The sequence below is a fragment of the uncultured Brevundimonas sp. genome (assembly GCF_963974615.1).
GTDB lineage: Bacteria > Pseudomonadota > Alphaproteobacteria > Caulobacterales > Caulobacteraceae > Brevundimonas.
The window spans coordinates 98,928-120,797 of sequence record NZ_CAXBDH010000001.1; the positions used below are offsets into that span (position 1 = coordinate 98,928).

At 64.8% G+C, this 21,870-nt stretch carries 22 protein-coding genes; 12 read left to right on the forward strand and 10 right to left on the reverse strand.

The features are described 5' to 3' along the window. Positions 1-92 precede the first annotated feature (92 nt). The 3 genes from AAC050_RS00475 to AAC050_RS00485 all read left to right on the forward strand — a co-directional run bounded on the left by AAC050_RS00475 (position 93) and on the right by AAC050_RS00485 (position 4,056). Positions 93-1,880 carry a copper resistance system multicopper oxidase gene (locus tag AAC050_RS00475; protein ID WP_298747061.1) on the forward strand — a complete coding sequence of 596 codons (1,788 nt, stop codon included), beginning with the start codon at positions 93-95 and terminating at the stop codon, positions 1,878-1,880. 254 nt (positions 1,881-2,134) lie between these two features. Next, on the forward strand, positions 2,135-3,238 hold the full coding sequence (locus AAC050_RS00480; protein ID WP_339913087.1) for a copper resistance protein B: 1,104 nt from the start codon (positions 2,135-2,137) through the stop codon (positions 3,236-3,238). Between the two features lie 44 nt (positions 3,239-3,282). Beyond that, positions 3,283-4,056: an HAD family hydrolase gene (locus AAC050_RS00485; RefSeq protein ID WP_298747067.1), complete on the forward strand. Its 774-nt coding sequence runs from the start codon at positions 3,283-3,285 to the stop codon at positions 4,054-4,056. A 167-nt stretch (positions 4,057-4,223) separates the two neighbouring features. On the opposite strand, the gene AAC050_RS00490 is transcribed toward AAC050_RS00485, so the two are convergent. The 5 genes from AAC050_RS00490 to AAC050_RS00510 all read right to left on the reverse strand — a co-directional run bounded on the left by AAC050_RS00490 (position 4,224) and on the right by AAC050_RS00510 (position 6,513). Beyond that, on the reverse strand, positions 4,224-4,631 hold the full coding sequence (locus tag AAC050_RS00490; RefSeq protein WP_298747070.1) for a copper resistance CopC family protein: 408 nt from the start codon (positions 4,629-4,631) through the stop codon (positions 4,224-4,226). Positions 4,632-4,654: 23 nt separating this feature from the next. Further along, complete coding sequence (locus AAC050_RS00495) at positions 4,655-4,981, reverse strand: hypothetical protein (RefSeq protein WP_339913088.1); 327 nt, start codon at positions 4,979-4,981, stop codon at positions 4,655-4,657. A 217-nt stretch (positions 4,982-5,198) separates the two neighbouring features. Beyond that, entirely contained in the window at positions 5,199-5,786 is a 588-nt protein-coding gene (locus AAC050_RS00500) for an RNA polymerase sigma factor (RefSeq protein WP_339913089.1), read from the reverse strand. A gap of 8 nt (positions 5,787-5,794) precedes the next feature. Beyond that, the gene (locus AAC050_RS00505; RefSeq protein WP_339913090.1) at positions 5,795-6,235 is read right to left on the reverse strand and encodes a periplasmic heavy metal sensor; all 441 of its coding nucleotides are present in this window, start codon (positions 6,233-6,235) and stop codon (positions 5,795-5,797) included. Then, complete coding sequence (locus tag AAC050_RS00510; protein WP_339913091.1) at positions 6,232-6,513, reverse strand: hypothetical protein; 282 nt, start codon at positions 6,511-6,513, stop codon at positions 6,232-6,234. The genes AAC050_RS00505 and AAC050_RS00510 overlap by 4 nt, the downstream gene beginning before the upstream one ends. Before the next feature lie 117 nt (positions 6,514-6,630). Here AAC050_RS00510 and AAC050_RS00515 point away from each other — a divergent pair, with 117 nt between their 5' ends. From AAC050_RS00515 to AAC050_RS00555, 9 genes are all read left to right on the forward strand, one after another. Then, on the forward strand, positions 6,631-7,305 hold the full coding sequence (locus tag AAC050_RS00515) for a DUF2231 domain-containing protein (RefSeq protein ID WP_339913092.1): 675 nt from the start codon (positions 6,631-6,633) through the stop codon (positions 7,303-7,305). A gap of 135 nt (positions 7,306-7,440) precedes the next feature. Further along, positions 7,441-7,911, forward strand: coding sequence for a nuclear transport factor 2 family protein (locus tag AAC050_RS00520; protein WP_339913093.1), 471 nt, complete (start codon positions 7,441-7,443; stop codon positions 7,909-7,911). Positions 7,912-7,961: 50 nt separating this feature from the next. Then, a complete protein-coding gene (locus AAC050_RS00525; protein WP_339913094.1) occupies positions 7,962-8,435 on the forward strand; it encodes a DUF411 domain-containing protein in 474 nt (157 codons plus the stop codon). Between the two features lie 12 nt (positions 8,436-8,447). Continuing rightward, positions 8,448-9,176: a PepSY domain-containing protein gene (locus AAC050_RS00530; RefSeq protein WP_339913095.1), complete on the forward strand. Its 729-nt coding sequence runs from the start codon at positions 8,448-8,450 to the stop codon at positions 9,174-9,176. A gap of 282 nt (positions 9,177-9,458) precedes the next feature. Further along, positions 9,459-9,818: a hypothetical protein gene (locus AAC050_RS00535; RefSeq protein WP_339913096.1), complete on the forward strand. Its 360-nt coding sequence runs from the start codon at positions 9,459-9,461 to the stop codon at positions 9,816-9,818. Between the two features lie 98 nt (positions 9,819-9,916). Further along, positions 9,917-11,188 (forward strand): TolC family protein, encoded by a 1,272-nt coding sequence (locus AAC050_RS00540; protein WP_339913097.1) that lies wholly within the window; start codon positions 9,917-9,919, stop codon positions 11,186-11,188. Further along, positions 11,185-12,678 carry an efflux RND transporter periplasmic adaptor subunit gene (locus tag AAC050_RS00545; protein ID WP_339913098.1) on the forward strand — a complete coding sequence of 498 codons (1,494 nt, stop codon included), beginning with the start codon at positions 11,185-11,187 and terminating at the stop codon, positions 12,676-12,678. The genes AAC050_RS00540 and AAC050_RS00545 overlap by 4 nt, the downstream gene beginning before the upstream one ends. Beyond that, entirely contained in the window at positions 12,675-15,824 is a 3,150-nt protein-coding gene (locus AAC050_RS00550; protein ID WP_339913099.1) for an efflux RND transporter permease subunit, read from the forward strand. The genes AAC050_RS00545 and AAC050_RS00550 overlap by 4 nt, the downstream gene beginning before the upstream one ends. Beyond that, a complete protein-coding gene (locus AAC050_RS00555) occupies positions 15,821-16,198 on the forward strand; it encodes a copper-binding protein (protein WP_300443915.1) in 378 nt (125 codons plus the stop codon). Before AAC050_RS00550 ends, AAC050_RS00555 begins: the two co-directional genes overlap by 4 nt. A gap of 159 nt (positions 16,199-16,357) precedes the next feature. On the opposite strand, the gene AAC050_RS00560 is transcribed toward AAC050_RS00555, so the two are convergent. From AAC050_RS00560 to AAC050_RS00580, 5 genes are all read right to left on the reverse strand, one after another. Then, positions 16,358-17,683 carry an APC family permease gene (locus tag AAC050_RS00560; RefSeq protein ID WP_339913100.1) on the reverse strand — a complete coding sequence of 442 codons (1,326 nt, stop codon included), beginning with the start codon at positions 17,681-17,683 and terminating at the stop codon, positions 16,358-16,360. Positions 17,684-17,924: 241 nt separating this feature from the next. After that, the gene (locus AAC050_RS00565; protein ID WP_339913101.1) at positions 17,925-18,587 is read right to left on the reverse strand and encodes a tetratricopeptide repeat protein; all 663 of its coding nucleotides are present in this window, start codon (positions 18,585-18,587) and stop codon (positions 17,925-17,927) included. Positions 18,588-18,594: 7 nt separating this feature from the next. Continuing rightward, the gene (arcC, locus tag AAC050_RS00570; protein WP_339913102.1) at positions 18,595-19,536 is read right to left on the reverse strand and encodes a carbamate kinase; all 942 of its coding nucleotides are present in this window, start codon (positions 19,534-19,536) and stop codon (positions 18,595-18,597) included. 3 nt (positions 19,537-19,539) lie between these two features. Next, complete coding sequence (gene argF / locus AAC050_RS00575; protein WP_339913103.1) at positions 19,540-20,541, reverse strand: ornithine carbamoyltransferase; 1,002 nt, start codon at positions 20,539-20,541, stop codon at positions 19,540-19,542. 39 nt (positions 20,542-20,580) lie between these two features. Further along, positions 20,581-21,810, reverse strand: coding sequence for an arginine deiminase (locus AAC050_RS00580; RefSeq protein WP_339913104.1), 1,230 nt, complete (start codon positions 21,808-21,810; stop codon positions 20,581-20,583). Between the last annotated feature and the right edge of the window lie 60 nt (positions 21,811-21,870).

Genomic DNA, 21,870 nt, shown 5'->3' on the forward strand with positions numbered 1-21,870 from the left:
CCGCGAGGGATCGGGGCGTGGGCTGCGTAGAACCTTAGAGGTCGCCGCCGCCGCTTGCGGCGAGGCGATTGGACGCATTTCAGGAGTAGCCAATGAAGCTCGATCGTCGAGGACTGCTGCGTGGCGCGGTCGCGGGAGGCGGACTTCTGGGTCTTCAGGGGCTTATGCCCGCCTGGGCCCAGACAGGTTCGGCCGGACTGCGCGCCGACTTGCCGACCCTGACCGGTCCCAACATCGATCTGACGATAGGCCAGTCTCCGTTCACGGTCGGCGGCCGGACCGCGACCGCGACGACCATCAACGGTGTGTTACCCGCGCCGTTGCTGCGTCTGCGCGAGGGCCAGAACGTCCGACTGGCGGTGCAAAATCAGTTGGACGAGGATACCTCGATCCATTGGCATGGGCTGCTGCTGCCGTTCCAGATGGATGGCGTGCCGGGCATCAGCTTTCCCGGCATCAAGCCGCGCGAGACCTTCGTCTATGAGTTCCCGGTCCGGCAGTCGGGCACCTTCTGGTACCACAGCCATTCGGGCCTGCAGGAGGCGCTGGGGCACTACGGTCCGATCGTCATCGACCCGGCGGGCGCCGATCCGGTCGGCTATGACCGCGAACATGTGCTGGTCCTGTCGGACTGGAGCTTCATGCATCCGCACGAAATCCTCGAGAAGCTGAAGAAGAGCCCGGGCTATTTCAACCGCCAGAGAACCACTCTTGCCGGGCTGCTGGACGGCAGCGACCGGATGAGTCTGGAGGAGCGCAGGGCGTGGGGCAGGATGCGGATGGACCCGCGTGACATCCTCGATGTGAGCGGCACCACCTACACCTATCTGATCAACGGCCACGGCCCGCAGGAGAACTGGACCGGCCTGTTCCGGCCCGGCGAGCGGGTGCGGCTGCGCGTCATCAACGCCTCTGCCATGTCGATCTTCAACGTCCGCATTCCCGGCCTGGCCATGACCGTGGTGCAGGCCGACGGCGAGAACGTCCGCCCGGTCGAGACCGACGAGTTCCAGATCTCGGTCGCCGAGACCTATGACGTCATCGTCCGCCCGACCGAGGATCGCGCCTACACCATCGTCTCCGAAGCCATCGACCGTTCCGGCATGGGTCGCGCCACCCTCGCGCCCCGGATGGGCATGACGGCCGAGGTGCCGCCGCTGCGTGAGGTGCCCAATCTGACCATGAAGGACATGGGCATGGGCGGGATGGGCGGCATGGATCATGGAGCCATGCCGGGAATGGCACCCACCGCCCCCATGGCAGGAATGGCCCCTGATGCTGCTGCGGGCGGCGCGGCGACGGGAGGCATGTCCGGCATGAATATGCGGGATCCCGAGAACGCCCCTCCTGACATGCGGGTCGGGGTCGGGGTCGATGCCATTGCAATGACGCCGGTCAACCGACTGGGCGAGCGCCCGATCGGCCTGACCGAGGTCGACCACCGAGTACTGGTCTATACCGACCTCGTGGCGCTGCAGCCGAACAAGGATCGGCGGCCGCCCAGTCGCAGCATGGAAATCCACCTGACCGGTAATATGGAACGGTTCATGTGGAGCTTCGATGGCGAGAAATTCAGCGAGGGGGTGGAGCCGTTCCGCTTCGAGTTGAATGAACGCGTGCGGGTCACCCTGGTCAATGATTCGATGATGGCCCACCCGATCCACCTGCACGGCCATTTCTTCGAACTGGTCACGGGCGGTCCGGCCGGGCACCAGCCGCTGAAGCACACGGTCAATGTCGCGCCGGGCGGCAAGGTCACCTTCGACCTGACCGCCGACAACCCCGGCGACTGGGCCTTCCACTGCCATCTGCTGATGCACATGCACGCGGGAATGTTCAACGTCGTCACTGTCCGACCCCTGGAAGGAGCCGCCGCATGATCCGGACCTCCGTCGCCCTTCTGCCCTTGATGCTCGTCGCTGCACCGGCGTTCGCCCAGTCCCATGCCGGACATACTCCCACAGCGCAGGTGCAGCCCGCTCCACTGCCGCCCGGCTGTGTTCGCCGCGCCGCGCCGAATGCCGACCCCTCTCGAATCGGATCTGCCGGAGCCCCGGTGTGTCCGGCGGGCGCGGTTCCTGCCCGACTGCCGACTTCCGCGTCAGATCCGCATGCGGGCCACGATATGTCGACCATGGGCCAGACTCCGGCGGCACCGGCAATGCCCATGGGTCACGATATGTCGACCATGGGCCAGACTCCGGCGGCACCGGCAATGCCGATGGGTCACGACATGTCGACCATGGGCCAGACTCCGGCAGCACCGGCAATGCCCATGGGTCACGATATGTCGACCATGGGCCAGACTCCGGCAGCACCGGCAATGCCGATGGGTCACGATATGTCGACCATGGGCCAGACTCCGGCGGCGCCGGCGATGCCGATGGGGCACGACATGTCGACCATGGGTCAGATGCCGACCGGGCATGACATGCAGGGCATGGCCATGCCGCCGGATGTGCCGACAAGCGCCAACAATCCGGGACGGCCGCCTGAGACACCTCCCCCGGCTCGGGCGTCAAGCGGACCGGCCCACGCCGCTGACCTGTTGTTCGACCCGGCCGAGATGGAAGCGTCCCGCGAGGAACTGCGCATCGAAAACGGCGACATCCTGACAACTGCGGTTATCGTGGAGCGGCTGGAAGGAACCTTTGCCGACGACGGTGAAGGTTATGCCTGGGATGCCCAAGGGTGGAGCGGCGGCGATATCAATCGCTTCTGGTGGAAGTCCGAGGGTGAAGGCGCATTCGGCGGCAAGCTCGAGAAAGCCGAGGTTCAGGCGCTGTACAGCAGGGCCGTCCTGCCGTTCTGGAATCTGCAGGCTGGCCTCCGTCAGACCTACCGACCCGAAGCGGACAGAACCGACTTGGTCGTGGCGATGCAGGGCCTCGCGCCCTACTGGTTTGAGGTCGATGCCTCCGCCTTCCTTTCCAACAGGGGAGAACTCACGGCACGTGTTCAATCGCTCTACGATCAGCGCATCACCCAGCGATGGATTCTGCAACCGCGAGCAGAAGTTCTCCTGTCCGCAGAGGACATTCCCGAGCTCTCGATCGGCTCCGGCCTGAGTTCCCTGCAACTCAGCGCGCGTCTCCGCTATGAAGTGCGCAAGGAGTTCGCCCCCTACGTTGGTGTCGAATGGACGAGGAGCTTCGGCAATACGGCTGACTTTCTGGAAGCAGACGGTCGGAGCGCGGAAGACACCCGGTTCGTCGTCGGCGTTCGGGCCTGGTTCTAGCGACGGTCGGACGGATCGCGACGGGTCGCGGAGCAGGGTTCGGGATGGAGGTATTCAGAGACATCCGGGCTGTCGTGATGGATCTCGACGACACCCTGATCTCGGCCTACCGCCGTCCGGACCTGCTATGGGAAACCGTCTGTCGGTGCTTTCAAGCTCAACTGGGCGCGCTTGATCAGGAGGAGGCGGTGCGTGCGCTGACGCGGGCCGGACAGGCGTTCTGGGGCGATCCGAAACGGCATGCCCTTGGTCGGCTGAATCCCTCCGAGGCTCGGCGCATCATTGTCGCCGACGCGTTCGAGGCGTTACAGGGAAGCGGCTGGCAACCACCGTCTCGGGAGGTCGCCGAGCGGATGGCTGACGCCTTCAGCCTTCAACGCGACCGTGACATGCGGCTCGAGCCGGGTGCGGACGCCCTGTTGGCTCATCTGGGCAGGGCAGGATACCGGCTGGCGCTTCTTACCAACGGAACCGGTCCGCTGCAGCGCGCCAAGATCGAGCGGTTCGGCCTGACATCGCGTTTCCACCATATCCAGATCGAGGGGGAGGTCGGCGTCGGCAAGCCGGATCCCGCTGCGTTCAGACAGGCGTTCGAGGCCCTGGCCGTCGACCCGGCGACCGTCTGTGTGATCGGCGACAGTCTGGAATGGGATATTCGCCCGGCCAGGGCCTTGGGCTGTCGCACGGTCTTGTTCGATCCGGACAGGTCACCTGGAGACGCAAGTCATCGTTGTGAAACGGATATCCATGTGCGGACATTCGAAAGCCTCGCCGTCTGCCTCCCCGGTCCCCGGGGTTGGTCCCTGGAGGAGGTCTGAGCCGCGCAGCGGCGAGTCCGGCAAGGCCATCCATGTCGTCGACGTTTGGCGGGGCGCGGCCAGATCGGCGAGATGACTCCGGACGGAACGAAAAGCGCCGCGCAGTAGACTGCGCGACGCTCTTTCAAATCAGGTTCCGACCTTTCAGGAGGTGGGTGGCCGGCCCTTCAGTGAACCATGAAGCGGACGACGCCATTCATATGGTGGCCGTCGGCCCCCATCGCGGCCCAGGCGGCGGAATAGGATCCGGGCGCCAAGGCGGGCAGGGACGCATTGACCGTGGGCGCGGGCGACGCGTCCGCGGGGACCGCCACATCCGTGGCCTGCCCGGCGGGGCCTGTCAGCCTGAGCGATGTCAGGGTCATCGCGTGCGGAAACGTCACCGAAAACGCGGTCGGCGCGGCGGCCAGCATGGCATTGTCCGCAGGCGCGGTCGTGACGTCGCTGGCCGGGGCCTGCATGGCGGCGTGATCCTGCATCGACATGCCCGCGTGGGAATGGGTCTGGGCCTGGGCGAGCGAGACGGGGGCGAGCGCCGCGAGACTGGCCAGGCCGGCGAGAACTGAATGTTTCATGGGAGAACTCCTGCCTATGCGGCTTATTGGCTGGGCGGCATGGTCATGCCGTCCATCTTGGACATGTCATGGCCGGCCATCGGATCAACGGGCGGTGACGTGGGCGCGGGCGCGGGTGCCGGGGCCGGGCGAGCCGGCCGGGTCGCTGAGGTCTTCGGCACCGCCGTCGGCCCGGACACCGCGGTCGGGGGTGCCGGGATCGGCTCCGGCATGGCCGACGGGGCGGCGTCCACGGGGGCTACCGTTGAAGCGGCCGGTGCCGCCTGGGCGTCGACCGGTTGTGGCTCGGCGGCCGGCTGGCAGGCGGACAGGCCGACTGCCGCGATGGCGGAAAGGACCAGGATTCTCATGTGAATAGCTCCTAGAATGGGGGCGAAGATCAGGCTCTGTTCCTGGCGACGCCGACGACGAACGGGTTTGGCTTTCCGGCGTCGCCCGCGGGAGCGAGCGGCACCTTCATATCAGGAATACGCGCATGCCCGCCGCAGCCCTCGCCTGGTGAAGGCGATCGTCCTCACTTCCGGGTTCCGTCGCGACGATGGGTACCGGCGACGGGCCCCGTGCACGTCAGAGCGATCCCTTGGGAACGTGCGGGCCGGCCGTCGTGTCGCGCAGGGCGTCGGACAGCTTGCGTCGCGCGCGGGCCACGCGGGTCTCCACGGTCTTGACGGAAATCCCGAGAATCCCCGCCGTTTCCGCCTGACTGCGCCCCTCAATCGCGGTGAGCAGAAGCGGAGCCTTGAGGTGCGGCGGCAGGCGGCTCATCTCTTCGTTCAGTCGGGCCAGCCGGCCGCTGACCTCCATCCGGTCATCCGCTGATTCGGCTCCGTCCGGCACCGCCAGGGCTTCGGGCGACGACAGGTCGAGACCACCGCGGATCAATCGCCGGACAAGTCGGCGGCGGCTCCAGTCGCGGCATTTGTTCAGCGCGATCGTTCGAAGCCAGGCCTCGAAAGGGCGCGCGGGATCGTAGCGGCGAATGCTGATCCAGGCCGCGGCGTAGGTCTCCTGCAGGAGATCCCACGCCTCCTGTTCGTCGCCGACATAGCGACGGATGACCCGAAACAAGGCAGCCTTGGTCTGCCGCATCAATTCGCTGAAGGCTGCACGATCGCCGCGGGCGGCGCGGGCGGAAACTTCCCCTGGACTCTCCACCCGGGCGGCTAGTTTTCGTCGGGCGTGAGCGCCGCGACGAGGCGGTCGTCGAAGACCTTGGCCTGTGCGGGCGTCAACACGGATCGCATCTCGAAGACGTGCGTGATCGTCTCCTTCTGGAGCGCGCCCATGGCGACGTGAAAATGATCCACCGCGGCCTGGACTTGGGGACTGTCGCCGTCGCTCTGTTCGATGGCTCTGGCCAGCTCCAGGTTCGCCGCGCGAACATCGGCTTCCATTGCGGGCCGCCGGGCCGCGAACCGGACTTCGATCTCCTCGATGCGGGTCAACTGGCCGGCCGACAGCTTGAGATCATGGTGCACGATGTCGTGCAACGACGGCGGCTCCCGGCGAGCCAGCACCCAGCTGGCGCTGATCCAGGTGCCCGCCCCGCCGGCGAGCGCCGCCAGCACCGCCGTCAGGGCGATGGCGCGCCAACCGCGAATCACCGGCGGGTGTCCAGTTTCACCAGCGGCGACAGGCCGGCATCGAGGGTGAAGATGGCCATGTCACCGGGCGGTCGGGGCGCGGCGACAGCGCCGACGCCGCCGGCGGTCAGGCCGGTCGCCAGGGCCATGGCCACCGCCCCGAAACGCAGTTGTGAGGCGAGCTTTTCACTGCGGCGTATCTCGACCCGGCTCCAGACGAGCGGCTCGAGCCCGTCGAGTGACCCCTCGACGGGCGTGGCCGCCGATCGCCTCAGAAGATCATCCAGATTGCGCGTCATCCAACACTCTCCTTGTCGCCCCTAATCCCTATTACGCGGAAACCCTGTCAACCCCTCAGGCGAGGGGGCCGACGTTCCGGTGCGTAGTTAGCAGAAGGAACACGATCGGAGCAGGCTATGGGATTACGCAAATTTCTACCGGGGTTCGCCATTCTGCTGGCGTTGATGGTCAGCACGCCCGCCTTCGCGCATGAGGATCACGACAAGCCGGTCGCACAAGCCCAGGTCGCTGCCGCAGCGCCCACCTCCGGCGCAGACATGGTGGTCATGCCGGGCATGGTACGGGACATGGACCATGCGGGCATGGCGCAGGACATGGATCACGCGGGCATGGCGGCGGCCGCCGCGCCCAAGACCTTTCCGCAACGCCTGTTCCGCTGGCTGGGTGCCATGCATCCGGCGGCCGTGCATTTTCCCATCGCTCTGTTCCTGGTCGCTGCCCTCCTCGAGATCGCGGCCCTGACGCTGCGTCGGCCGGTTCTGACCCAGGGCACGCGCGTCATCATCGCCCTGGCCGCCATCTCGGCCCTCGTCGCTGTGGCGCTGGGGTGGCTCGCCATGGGCATGCCCGGCAATGACGACGTGACCCATACCTACCATCGATGGCTTGGGACCGGGATCGCGGTGCTTGGCCTGTTGAGCTGGTGGGCCAAGGAATACTGGGTCCGCAAGCCGGGGCGCCGGCGGGAACTGGTCTATATCGGGATGTTGACCGTCACCGCCTCCGCCATTCTGGTGAACGCCCTGTTGGGCGGCATGCTGACCCACGGTATGAAACATCTCATGTTCTGACGCCGACTATCGGCGCGACCTTCGGATCATCATCTTGGTCCACCCAGCGCCGACTTCGCCGCCCGGCCGCGGTGCCCGCGTCCATTCGCTCAACCGGTTCGCTCCAGCGACTCCGGCAAACCAGGAGACTGTTCCATGACGTTTCGCTCAGCCCTCGCCGGACTGGCGCTCGCCGCCGTCCTTGCCACTTCCGCCCAGGCTCACGCCACGGACGAGCAACAGGTCCGCACCGTCGTGACGGCCTACAAGGACGCCATCACGCGGATGGATGTGTCACAGACTCCGGCCCTGTTCTGGCCGGACTCGGAGATCTTCGAGAACGGCGGGGTCGAGGGGACCTTCGCCTACTATCTGGAGCACCATCTCGGGCCGGAGTTCGCCGATCTGGCGGGCTTCGAGTTTCGCAATCATCAGATGACGGTGGAGGTTGACGGCGACACCGCCTTCGTAAGCGAGACCTATACCTATCATATCACCTTCAAGGACGCCGCGCGGGCCCCGATCGAGCGCCGCGGCGTCGCCACGAGCGTGTTGCGCAAACGCGATGACCAATGGCGTTTCGACGTCTATCATTCGTCGGCCCGACCCATTCGTCCGGCGGCCTGAGCTCACGCAACCAGACTCACCTTGCTCTTGACCAATGAAGGAATGAGACGATGACGGAGCCGTTTTCCCGCCGGGCCCTTCTGATCGCCGGAGTCAGCGTCGCGGCCACCGCGGCCACCGGAGCCTGTGCACAGACCGCGCGTCCCTCATCGGACCTCTCCGTCTACAAATCGCCCACCTGCGGCTGTTGCGGTGCATGGGTCGCGCACATGACGGGCGCGGGGTTCCAGGCGCGGACAATTGAGGTGGCCGACCCCGGGGCGGTTCGCCGCGACAGGGGCGTCCCGGACTCGCTGGCGGCCTGTCATACAGCCGTGATCGAAGGATATGTCCTGGAGGGACATGTGCCCGCCGAGGACGTGCGCAGGCTGCTCGCGGAGCGTCCCGACGCTCTCGGCCTCGCGGTGCCGGCCATGCCCTTGGGCTCGCCGGGGATGGAGGTGCCCGACGGTCGGCGCGAGGCCTATGAGACCTTGCTGATCCTGAAAGGCGGCGGCACGCGCGTCTTCGCGCGCCACGTCTAGACGGAAGACCTCATGAAAGTCCTCAAGCTCTCTACCCAACTGCACAAATGGATCGCGCTGGTCGTCGGTCTCCAGGTCCTGTTCTGGGTCGGCGGCGGCCTGGTGATGGTGGCCATTCCGATCGAGACGGTCCGCAGCGAGCACCGCGTGGCCGAACAGGCCGCCGTCCCGCTGGTGCTGGCCGGCCTGCCGTCGCTCAACGAGATTGCTCGACAAGCCGGAGTGGCACCGACGCAGGCGGATCTGCACACCACGCCCCGCGGGCCGGCCTGGACCATGAAGCCGACTGAGGGCGAACCCGTGATCGTGTCCGCCTTGACGGGGCGACCATTCGGACCGTTGTCGGCCGCAGAAGTCTCGGCGTACGCCAAGACCGCCTATCGGGGTGAAGCCGCGGTATCGGGTGCCGTCCTTCTGGGTACGGCACCTGAGGAGACGGGCCGGACGGGACCTCTCTGGCGGGTGGACTTCGCCGATCGCGAGAAAACCAGCTTCTACCTGTCGCCGGCGACAGGCGAGGTGGTGACCCGCCGCTCCGGCGTCTGGCGGATATTCGATTTCTTCTGGCGGCTCCATGTCATGGACTGGAACGACGGCGAGGACTTCAATCACCCCCTGATCATCGCCACCACTGCGTTGACGCTGAGCATCGTCGTCTCGGGATTCATCCTGTTGTGGATACGCATCGCTCGGGACATCAAATCCTGGCGTGCCGTGAAACGGTCAACAAGAGGCGACTGATCGCGGCGGCCAGCGCCAGCATGAGGTCGAACTGGAGCGGCTCGATCAGAAGCTGATGTCCGCGTCGGCCATCATTCCGCGGCATCGACGCTGGAGTGCGGGATGGAGCTTGGGCCGCAATGCACCTGCGCCGGTCCAAAAGCGGGTAGTCGCTCATAGGCCGGTTCCCGATCCGCAACCCGTTGCGCCGGGAGTTCTCCTTTCTGGTCCGGAGACTTGATGATGGTCAATTTGCGCAGAAACCGGATTGTGCGGCCGCCGGCAAGGTGGGATTGTTTTGCCATGTGGAGCCTGCTGCGCATTGTGATCATCTCCCTGGCGTTCGCCGGCTTTCTCGGCCAGGCGGAGGCGCGGGCGACTCCGGTGTCCGTCGAGTCCCTGGCACAGGATATGGCGCACTGCGCCGAGATGGCGATGGGACCGACGGACGCCGCGTCGACCGAGAAGCAGCCGCCGTGCAGGGACATGACGGCGGATTGTATCGCCAAGATGGGCTGCACAATGGTCTCGCCGGTGTTTTCGAGCGAGCCGTCGCTGGATCGACCCGTTTCGGGTCCCTCGCCATCCTACGGCGGCGTGGCGGTCCGTCTGACCGAATTCGTCACAGCGCCACCCCGGACCCCTCCAAAAACCGAAGCCTGACCCTGTATTCGCGGGTCTGTGTGGCGTCCCGGCGTCAGCGGACCGTTTCGAACAGCTGACCTTCGCTCCAATGGGGCGGATGTGTCCGGAGCTTCATCGTGTTGAAATCCATAACCGGTCGGGCGCGTCCTGTCGCGCCGACCTGGGCCCGTGTGGCCCTGGTCAGCTGTGCGCTGGCCGCCGCGAGCGCCGCGCGTGCTGAACCCCTGACCTATACGCAGGCGCTCGCCCTGGCGCGTTCAGACGCTCCGGCCGTCCACGCCAGTGCTTTGGGGGTGGAGGCGGCAGAGGCCTCGGCCGAGGCGGCCGGACGGCTGCCGGACCCGCGGCTCAGCTTTGGCCTCGACGGCTTTCCGGTTTCGGGCCCCGCAGCCGGGCGGTTTGGCGAGATCGAGATGACCAAACTCCAGATCGGTGTGCAACAGGCCGTGCCCAGCCGCGCGCGGCGTCGCGCTGAACGCCGCATTGCCGAGGCCGATATCGGCGTGGCTCGCGCACGGGAGGGCATCACCCTACGGGATGTCGAGGTCGCGACCGGCCAAGCCTGGATCGATCTGTTTTATGCCGCACAGCGACTGGTGGAGATGGACGATGTGCTCGCCGCCCTCGACCCGTTGTGGGAGGCAGCCCCGTCGGGCGTCGCCTCGGGCGCGAACCGACCGGCGCAGAGCCTGGGGCCAGTCGAACTGCGCGCCGCCCTGGATGACCGGCGTGACGGCTTGCGGGTCGACCTCGTTCGGGCGCGGGCGAACCTGTCCCGGTGGACGGGCGATCCGCTGCCAAGCGCCAGTGGATCGCCCCCGTCTATCGACCTTGAGCCCGACGTGTTCGACGTTGATCTCGCCCGGCTGCCGGCGCTGCGGGCCTATGGCGCTGTACAGGACCGGGCCGAGGCCGACCTCGATCTGGCGCGGGCAGCCCGCCGGCCTGACTGGGCGTTCGAGGCCGGCTATGCCCGCCGCGATCCGATGTTCGGCGATCTGATCTCCGTCGGTGCCAGTGTCAGCCTGCCCCTGTTCCAGGGCAGTCGTCAGGCACCGGTGATCGCGGCCCGCGCCGCCGACGCCCGACGGGTCTCCGCTGAGCGAGAGGCGGCGGAACGTGAGTGGACGGCGATTCTGCAGGCAGACCTGGCTGAATATGACGTCGCGCGGACCCGTTGGGTTCGGGCCCGCGACGTGGTCCTGCCCAATCTGCGGACGCGTGCCGATCTCGAAACCGCCAGCTACGGCGCGGGTCGCGCGGGGATCATGGAGGTGCTGGACGCCTTCACCGCCCTGGCCAATGGCCGGCTGGACGCCCTCGACAAGGAAGCCGATGTGGCGCGCCGCGCCGTCCGATTCACCCTGATTTATGGACAAGACCAATGATCCGGTTTGAACGCAAGAATCTGAAGCTCGCGGCCGCGGCCGCCGGCCTGATCGTAATCGGCGGCGCGGCCGGTCTGGCGCTGGCGCGCTTCGGCCCGGGCAACGCCGATCCCGTCGCCGCCTCCGCGGGTGAGCGTGAGGTCCTGTACTGGTATGATCCGATGACCCCGGGTCAGAGGTTCGACAAACCGGGCAAGTCACCGTTCATGGACATGGAACTGTTGCCCCGATACGCCGACGAGGAGTCGGGCGCGGCGGCCGGCGTTCGCATTGACCCGGCGCTGGTCCAGAACCTGGGTGTCCGCTTCGCCACGGTTCGGTCCGGAACGCTCGACGGGGATCTGACCGCCAGCGCGGTGGTCGACTACAACGAGCGGGATGTCGCGATCGTGCAGGCGCGGGCCAGCGGCTTTGTCCAGCGGGTCTATGCGCGCGCGCCCGGTGACGTGATCGCTGCCGGCGTTCCGCTGGCCGATCTGCTGGTTCCGGACTGGGGCGGTGCCCAGATCGAATATCTCGCGGTCCGTGGCACGGACGATGCCGCACTGATCCTGGCGGCGCGCCAACGGCTGGTTCTGTTGGGTATGCCGGAGTCCCTGATCGTCGCGGTCGAGCGAACCGGTCGCCCGCGCACCACGGTGACCATGACCAGTCCCATCAGTGGTGCCATCCGCACCCTGGGCGTGCGTGCCGGCATGAGTGTACCCGCGGGCCTGACCCTGGCCGAGATCAACGGTCTGTCGACCGTGTGGCTCAACGCGGCGGTGCCAGAAGCTCTGGCCGGTCAACTCCGGGTCGGTCGGTCGGTCGACGTTTCCCTGGCCGCCTTTCCCGGGGAACGGATGACCGGTCGACTGACCGCCCTGCTGCCCGAGGTCACCGGCGACAGCCGGACCCTGACCGCGCGGGTCGAGCTGCGGAACCCGGGCGGTCGCCTGCGCCCCGGCATGTACGGACAGATCACGTTCGGCGGGTCCTCGACACCGGCCCTGCTGGTGCCTTCGGAGGCGGTGATCCGCACCGGCCAGCGCAACCTCGTCATGCTCGCCATGGAGGGTGGGCGTTATCAACCGGCCGAGGTCCGGGTCGGGCGCGAGGCCGGCGGACAGACGGAAATCCTCGCTGGACTGCGTGACGGCGAGCGTGTCGTCGCCTCGGGCCAGTTCCTGTTCGACTCGGAGGCCAGCCTGTCCGGGGTCACCGCGCGTAGCCTGGCGCAGGCCGCGGCGCCGTCGGCGACGACGGCTCCAGCGCCGGCCCAGATCTACCGGACAAGCGGCCGGGTTCAGGCCATCGACGGGCGTTCGATTACCCTGGCGCACGGGCCTGTGCCCGCGCTGCAATGGCCGGCCATGACGATGACCTTTACTGTGGCGGACGCGGTGCCTCTGGCCGGCATCTCCGCGGGAAGTCAGGTCGATTTCGGGTTCGACATGGTCGACGGCAAGGCCACGATCCGCAGTCTGACCCGGCGGGAGGCGGGCCGATGATCGCCGCCATCATCCGCGCCTCGGTCAAGGGGCGATTCCTCGTCCTGCTCGCGGCGCTGGCGCTGGTCGCCGGCGGCCTCTGGGCCGTGCGCCACACACCGGTCGACGCCTTGCCGGATCTGTCGGACGTGCAGGTCATCATCCGTACCTCCTATCCCGGCCAGGCGCCGCAGATCGTCGAGAACCAGGTCACCTATCCGCTGGCGACCACCATGCTGTCGGTGCCCGGAGCCCGCACGGTGCGCGGCTATTCCTTCTTCGGCGACAGCTATGTCTATGTGCTGTTCGAGGACGGCACCGACCTCTACTGGGCGCGTTCCCGGGTGCTGGAATATCTCAGCCAGGTCCAGGACCGCCTGCCCGACACCGCCCGCCCGGCCCTGGGGCCGGACGCCACCGGGGTCGGTTGGGTCTATGAATATGCGCTCGTCGATCGCACGGGTCAGCATGATCTGTCGCAGCTGCGCAGCCTGCAGGACTGGTTCCTGCGCTATGAACTGAAGACGGTCCCGGGCGTGGCCGAGGTCGCCAGTATCGGCGGCATGGTGCGCCAGTATCAGGTGGTGCTCGATCCCGCCAAACTGGCCGGTTACGGCGTGACCCACCAGCAGGTGGTGGCGGCGATCCGGCAGGGCAATGGCGAGGCCGGCGGCTCCGTTCTGGAACTGGCCGAGACTGAATATATCGTCCGTGCCAACGGTTATCTGACCACGTTGGATGACTTCCGCGCGGTGCCGATCCGCACGGCCGCCGGCGGGGTGCCGGTTCAGCTGGGCGATGTGGCCACGATCCAGATCGGCCCGGAAATGCGTCGCGGCATCGCCGAGTTGAACGGCGAGGGGGAAGTGGCCGGCGGGGTGGTGATCCTGCGGTCGGGCGAAAATGCCCAGGCCGTGATCACCGCGGTGCGCGAACGGCTCGAAACGCTCAAGGCGGGGCTTCCGGCCGGGGTCGAGGTGGTGACCGTTTATGATCGCTCGCACCTGATCGATCGCGCGATCGAAAACCTCAGCACAAAATTGCTTGAGGAGTTCTTCGTCGTCGCCCTGGTTTGCGGCCTGTTCCTCTGGCACGCGCGCTCGGCCCTGGTCGCCATCATCACCCTGCCGCTGGGGGTGCTCGCGGCCTTCATCCTGATGCGCATACAAGGCGTCAACGCCAACATCATGTCGCTGGGCGGCATCGCGATCGCCGTCGGGGCTATGGTCGATGCTGCCGTGGTCATGATCGAGAACGCGCACAAACATATCGAGCGATGGGAGCACGACCATCCCGATGAACGGCTGGCCGGTGAGGCCCGCTGGCGGGTGATTACCGAGGCGGCGGCGGAGGTGGGGCCGGCGCTATTTCTGAGCCTGGTGATCATCACCCTGTCGTTCATTCCGGTCTTTACGCTGCAGGCCCAGGAGGGGCGGCTGTTCGCGCCGCTGGCCTTCACCAAGAGCTACGCCATGGCGGCGGCGGCGATCCTGTCGATCACCCTGGTGCCGGTCCTGATGGGCTATCTGATCCGCGGGCGCATTCCGGCCGAGCAGAGCAATCCGATCAACCGCTGGCTGACGCATATCTACCGTCCACCGCTCGACTGGGTCCTGCGTCGCCCGCGCGCGACCCTGTTGATCGCCCTGGTCGTGTTCGCCAGCTCGGCCTGGCCGATCAGCCAGCTGGGCGGCGAGTTTATGCCACCAATGGATGAGGGCGACCTGCTCTATATGCCGTCGGCCCTGCCGGGCCTGTCGGCGGCCAAGGCGTCCGAACTTCTGCAACAGACGGACCGGATGATCCGCACCGTGCCCGAAGTCGAGACTGTGTTCGGCAAGGCCGGTCGCGCGGATACGGCGACCGATCCTGCGCCGCTGGTGATGTTCGAAACGATCATCCGCTTCAAGCCGCGTGACCAGTGGCGGCCCGGCATGACGCCGGACAAGCTGATCGAGGAACTGGATGCGGCAGTGCGCGTGCCCGGACTGGCCAATGTCTGGGTGCCGCCGATCCGCAACCGTATCGACATGCTGGCCACCGGCATCAAGAGCCCGATCGGGGTCAAGGTGTCCGGTGCCGATCTTCAGGCCCTCGACCGGATCGCCGCCCAGGTCGCCGAGGTGGCCAAGACCGTCCCGGGCGTCAGCTCGGCCCTGGCCGAACGGCTGACGGGGGGGCGCTATGTCAATGTCGACATCGATCGACAGGCGGCCGGGCGCTTCGGCCTGAATATCGCGGACGTTCAGAGCATCGTCTCCGGGGCCGTCGGGGGTGAGACCATTGGCCAGACGGTCGAGGGTCTGGCCCGCTATCCGATCAGTGTCCGTTATCCCCGCGAGATGCGTGACAGCCTGGCGGAGCTTCGCGCCCTGCCGGTCCTGACGCCATCGGGCCAGCAGATCACCCTCGGGACGGTCGCGACCCTTCAGGTCGCGGATGGTCCGCCAATGCTGAAATCCGAGAACGGGCGCCCGACGACCTGGGTCTATATCGATGTCCGCGGCCGCGATCTGGCCTCGGTCGTCGGCGATCTGCAGCAGGCGGTGGCCGATCAGGTCCAGCTGACCCCGGGGGTGACCATCGCCTACTCCGGGCAGTTCGAATATCTGACCCGCGCGGCCGAGCGCTTGAAGATTGTGGTTCCGGCGACCCTGCTGATCATCTTCTTCCTGCTGTATCTGACCTTCGGACGCTTCGACGAGGCGGCCCTGATCATGGCCACCCTGCCGTTCGCCCTGACCGGTGGGGTGTGGCTGCTGTATCTGCTGGGCTATCACCAGTCGGTCGCCACCGGCGTCGGCTTCATCGCCCTGGCCGGGCTGTCGGCCGAGTTCGGGGTGGTCATGCTGATCTATCTGAAGACCGCGCTCAACGAGCGGGGACCGAACCCGGAACCGGCGGCGGTCGAGACCGCCGTCCGCGAGGGTGCCCTGTTGCGGGTGCGACCCAAGGCCATGACCGTGGCGGTGATTCTTGCCGGTCTATTCCCCATCCTGATCGGCCACGGGGCCGGTTCAGAGGTGATGAGCCGCATTGCCGCCCCGGTCATCGGCGGCATGCTGACGGCACCTTTGCTGTCCATGCTCGTTATCCCTGCAGGCTATCTGCTGCTGCGGCGTCGCAGACGCCGCGTCCTGACATCGACCCAAGGAGAAACACCATGAACCATGCCCTGATCCTGTCGGCCGTCGCCGCCCTCGGCCTGAGCGCCTGCGGCCAGCCCGAAACAGCGCCTGCGGCCGATCCGACGTCCGCTTCTGAAATGCCGATGGCGTCGAACATGTCCGGCATGCCGATGGAGGGCCGTCAGGCCGCCATGATGGGAGCCGGCTCAGGCGTGATTACGGCGGTCGACGCCTCGGCCGGCACCGTCACCATCGATCATGGCGCGATCCCGGCCGTGGATTGGCCCGCCATGGCCATGACCTTCACCGCGCCGGCGGCTGTGCTGGCGGACGCCAGGGTTGGAGACCGGGTCGCCTTTGAAGTCTCGGTCCACGACGGGGTCAATGAGGTCACCGCCTTGCGCCCGCAATAGTCGGGCACCCGACGGACGCCAGCCGCAGCAGGATCGCGGGCCTGCCAGGCAACCAGAACCGCCGGGCGCACAGGTTCGGCTGTCAGGGTTGGCGTCAGCGCTCGAACCCTTGTTCCCCGCGCCTTGGGTCGGTCGCCTAAGCCATCGCCCGGTCCGGTCTCAGTGATCGGGTGCCGTCTGCGGTGCCAACCAGCGTGACAGATACATCCGTTCAAAGGCGAAGACCGCAGCGATGGCGACGCCTGCATAGAGTACAATGGTTGGATCGCTTTTCAGCTTCATGGCCGTGAAGGCCGCAAGCACCACGGCATCGAACGCAAGCGCAGCCAGGATCACGGCCCCTGTGGCACCGACCTCCTTGCGGCGGAAACGAAACACGCCCCAGTGCACGGTCATGTCCATGACCAGATAGAAAAAGGCCCCCAGTGAGGCGATCCGGCCGAGGTCAAAAAAGATCGCCAGGATCGAGGCGATGACCACGGTGTAGACCAGTGTGTGACGTTGAATGTTGCTGGGCATGCCGAAATGCCGATGCGGGATCATCTTCATCTCGGTCAGCATCGCCAGCATGCGCGACACCGCGAAAACGCTGGCCAGCACACCGGAAGCCGTCGCGACCGCAGCCAGAACGACCGTCAGATAAAAGCCCGTCTGGCCGAGCGCCGGCCGGGCCGCTTCCGCCAGGGAATAGTCCCGGGCGGTGACGATCTGGTCGATGGTCAGGCTCGATCCCACGCCGAAGGCCACGAGCAGATAAACGAGGACACAGAGCGCGATCGAAATCATGATCGCCCGGCCGACATTTTTGTGCGGGTCAGTGACCTCGGCTCCGCTGTTGGTGATGGTGGTGAAGCCCTTGAAGGCAAGGATCGCCAGCGCCATCGATGCGATGAAGCCCACCGGCGTCGCGTCCGGCATGGTCTCTGATGCCGCGGCGAACTGGAAGCCGCTGGCCCAGAGGGCGGTGATGCCGAACAGCGCGATGCCGCCGACCTTGATGGCCGCCATGACCAACGAGAAGCGTCCGACCGACTGGTTGCCTGCGATGTTGACGAGGAAGGCGAACATGATCACGGCGACGGCGAGGATCGGCACCAGTGGACCGCCGACGATATCGAAGGGCCGCAGGACATAGGTGGCGAAGGTCCGGGCCACGAGGCTCTCGGCGATGATCATGCTGAGCGCCATCAACAGCGCCGCGCCGGCGGCGACCGCGCCTGGGCCGTAGCATTTCTGCAGGATCGTCGCGATCCCGCCTGCCGAGGGCCAGGCGTTCGACATCTTGACGTAGCTGTAGGCACTGAAACTGGTGACGATCGCGCCCGCGATGAAGGCGAGCGGAAAGAGCGGCCCGGCCAGCTGCGCGACCTGGCCCGTCAGAGCAAAGATGCCGGCCCCTATCATCACGCCGGTGCCCATCGCCACCGCACCACCCAAGGTGATCGAGCCCTTTTTGTAGGTGCTGCCCTCTTGATAATGCTGCATGTCGTCTTGCCTTTGGTCGGTGTCGTTTTGCTACTACGGGGCTGGTCGGATCGCACCCCGTCGCGATCTGATAAATGCAAGCTAACATTCGCTTGCAGCCGGATTGCTATTTTTGGGCCTGGTGGAGCGGCGAAAGCCGCGCAAACGCCCCTATTCAGGCGTTACCGGGTCCAGCCGAAAGTCATCGGGCGGAGGCTCGGAGGTCTGGTCGCAAGCGGGCGCTGGTGGCGGGGGGGGGTGTTTACATGAGCCGGGATATTTTTATCTTTATCAGAAATGCAACTGAGGTCGCAATAATCACTCCTAATAGGAGTAATAGGGCAATACCGAAGGTGTGCCTGAAAAGCCGTTGTTGCAAGTTGGCTTTGATTCTTGAATATGACTGTTGTAAGCTCGCCAATCCCTGCGAAGTATTGGCTTCGATGGGGCGTTTTATCGATGCGGTGGCGCCGCTTGCCTCTTTCGTGCTGTTTAGCCGGTAGGCTTCACTGCTGTTGGCGGCAACCATGCTGTACCACTTGTGCACCCGCACGTGGTCCTGTGGTACACCATGGCCCATGTCGTAGTGATAGCCGAGGCCATTCAGCCCTGCGGTGTCCCCTTGCTCTGCCGCCTTACGGAACCAACCGGCTGCGGCACCATAGTCTAGAGGCACGCCATGGCCGTTCGCGTACATTACCCCGAGGTTTGTCTGCGCTCTGGCATTTCCTTTATCCGCCAGCGGCATCCATATTCTCAGGGCAGAGGCATAGTCGCCACGATCATGGGCTTGGTGTGCAGCATGCAGTTGCTCGGCGGAAATTTCCGTGGGTTGTGGTGTCCCAGCATTTGGGGTCTGTGCCCTTATACTCTCTGCAGAACCAAGGGTGAGGGCCATAGTCAAAACAAGCAATCGGCGGATCATGAGTCCCTCATTTTTCCGGCAGCGCCCACTCGATCTCTTGGACGTCGCCCATGATCGTGGTGCCGGCTTGTCCCTCGATGATCGAAGCGAGGTCTGCAAGCGCACCGATTGCGGCCTTCCGGCCTGTTACGGCTACAAACTGACATGCCGCAGCGACCTTCGGCCCCATCGATCCTGCCGCGAACGAGTATCGGGTAAATAAATCTGGGGACGCGCTCCGGATGGCGCGCTGGGTTGGCATCCCCCAATCAACAAATACAGCGGGAACGTCGGTAACCATGACAAGTAGATCGGCATCAAGCTCTCGAGCAAGAAATTCGCTAGCATAATCCTTGTCGATCACCGCCTCAACGCCGTGCAAGAGCCCGTGGTCGTCAAATGCGGTCGGTATCCCACCACCTCCGGTACAGATAACCAGTACGCCGCGTTCCATGAGCCACCTGATCGGCTGTATTTCAAATATCCGTTTGGGAAGTGGGGAGGCGACTACGCGACGCCAGTGCTTGCCGTCCTGCTTTACGGTCCAGCCTTTCTCGCGCGTCAGGCGTTGCGCCTCTTCTTTTACATAAACGGGTCCGACAAATTTTGATGGATCGGCAAAGGCAGGGTCGGCAGGGTCCACTTCGATCATCGTAAGAATGGTCGCCAAGGACTTTTCCTTCGGCAATAGATTGCCGAGTTCCTGTTCAATCATATAGCCGATCATACCTTCGGTTTCGGCACCGAGTACGTCCAAGGGGAAAGCCTCTTCCGGCTTGTATGCCGCACCCTGGAGGGCAAGCAATCCGACCTGCGGACCGTTGCCATGCGAGATGATCAGTTCATGATGATCGGCGAGCGGTGCTAGCGCGCGCGCCGCGATAGCGATGTTTGCTCGCTGGTTTTCCGAGGTCAGAGGTTCGCCTCGTTGCAGGAGCGCATTGCCTCCAAGCGCCACGACGATCCGCATCGCTCAACGCCCGATCGTGGCGACAAGAATCGCCTTGATCGTGTGCAGCCTGTTTTCTGCCTGGTCGAATTGGATGCCTGCCGGAGATTCGAAAACCTCATCGGTAACCTCCATCTCCGAGATGCCGAACTTCTCAGAGATCTTGCGGCCGACCTCAGTCTCGGCGTTGTGAAATGCGGGTAGACAGTGCATGAATTTTACCAACGGGTTGCCAGACGCCGCGAGCAGGTCGGCATTGACCTGATAGGGTTTCAGCAGCCGGATCCGCTCTTCCCAAACCTCGTCCGGCTCCCCCATTGAAACCCATACGTCCGTGCTTATGAAATCGCAGCCTTTAACAGCTTCGGCGGGGTCTTCTGTAATGGTCAAGGTCGCGCCATATCGGGCGGCCAGGTCGCGAGCTGGGCCGATGAATTCATCACTGGGCCAATTGGTCTTGGGAGCGCCAATCCTTACATCCATGCCCATCAGACAGCCGGCGATCATGAGGGAGTGACCCACGTTGCTGCGGCCGTCGCCGACGAAGGCGTAGGAAATTTTCTGTAAGGGCTTGTCCGCATGTTCGCGCATTGTCATCAGGTCAGCCAGCATCTGCGTCGGATGAAATTCGTCGGTCAGCCCATTGAACACCGGAACGCCGGCATACGATGCCAACTCCTCGACAACGGTTTGACCAAAACCGCGATACTCGATCGCATCGTACATGCGCCCGAGAACTCGCGCGGTGTCCTTCATGGACTCCTTGTGACCAATCTGTGTGCCCGACGGGCCGAGATAACTGTAACCCGCACCCTGATCCATCGCTGCCACTTCAAAGGCGCACATTGTGCGCGTGGAGGACTTTTCGAAGATCAGGCAAATATTCCTGCCCTTCAGATGCTGTTGCTCCGTACCGGCGTATTTGGCGCGTTTGAGATCGCGCGAAAGCTCAAGCAGGTGTCGTACCGCCTGCTGGTCGAAATCCAGCAGCTTCAGAAAGCTGCGCCCGTTTAGATTATAAGCCAACTGTCGTCTCCTTGCCGGCATTTGCTGTAATTAGTGTACTTAAAAGGCGACCGGATCGCGCCAGACTGGACAGGTCATGCAGTGTCCGCCACCGCGGCCGCGGCCAAGTTCCGAGCCCCGAATTGTGATGACTTCGATGCCCGCCTTGCGGAGCTGCGTGTTGGTCGAGGTGTTGCGGTCATAGGCGACCACCACTCCGGGCTCTAGAGCGACAACATTGTTGCCGTCGTCCCACTGTTCACGCTCCTGTTGATAGACGTCGCCGCCAGTCTCAACGACGTGAAGTTTTTTCAGCCCCAAGGCTTCAGCTGCGATGACGAAGAGGTGCTTGTCTTCTTTCCTCACATCGATCTGGTTCGGTGCGTCGCCCGGCCGAAGACTGTAACCCTGAATCTGGTCGCAAACCTCGGTAAACGCCGTAACGATGTCTCGGTCACAGTGAGAAAAAACAGTATCAAGATGCATTGCGCTACGAGCCCGGGGCATCTGACACGCCACGACGTGCTTGGCGGCACCGTTCTTGAAAAGCTCTCGGGCGACCTGGCCTACTGCCTGGGGGGTCGTTCGTTCACCCATACCGATGAGTACGGTGCCGTTACCCCATGGCATCACGTCGCCACCCTCGAGCGTGGCGGGTCCATGATCCGTATCGGGATCTCCCCACCACACCTTGTAGTCGCCGCCGGCGAATTCGGGATGGAACCTATAGACTGCCGCAACAAGCAGGGTCTCGGGGCGCCGCGCCGGCCAGTACATTGGATTTAGGGTTAGGCCTTGTCCGATCCAGCAGCTGTTGTCTCTCGGGAATTGCGTATTGGGCAAGGGTGGCAAGACGAAGCCGTGTACACCAAGATAGCTGCCAAACATGCTTCCGGTGGAGAACGGCAGGTCATGTACGGCGATCCCCCCGATGAGAAAGTTGGCAAGCTGATCGGGCGCGAGCTCGTCGAGCCAGCCGCGCAGTTCGTCCAACATGCCGATACCGACGTTGTCTTCGGTGACACGTCTGTCCAGGATCCATGCTCTGCCTTCCTTCTTGGCCACGACAGCACCGAGCAGGTCCTGAAATTCGTAAACCTTGACGCCGCGATTGCTCATCTTCATGCGAAAATCCGCATGGTCGGTGCGAGCCTCCTGCACCCATAGAACGTCGTCATACAGAAGCCGTTCGGCATTCGCAGGCGTCAGGCGAGCATGTGCAAGTCCCGGCTGACAGGTGATTACTTTGCGTAATTTGCCAATTTCAGAATGGACACCGAACTCGGTCATGAGAAAACTCCTTTTCTAGAAACGGGCTGTTGGAAACGGGTAGTGGGTTCACCGAGATCG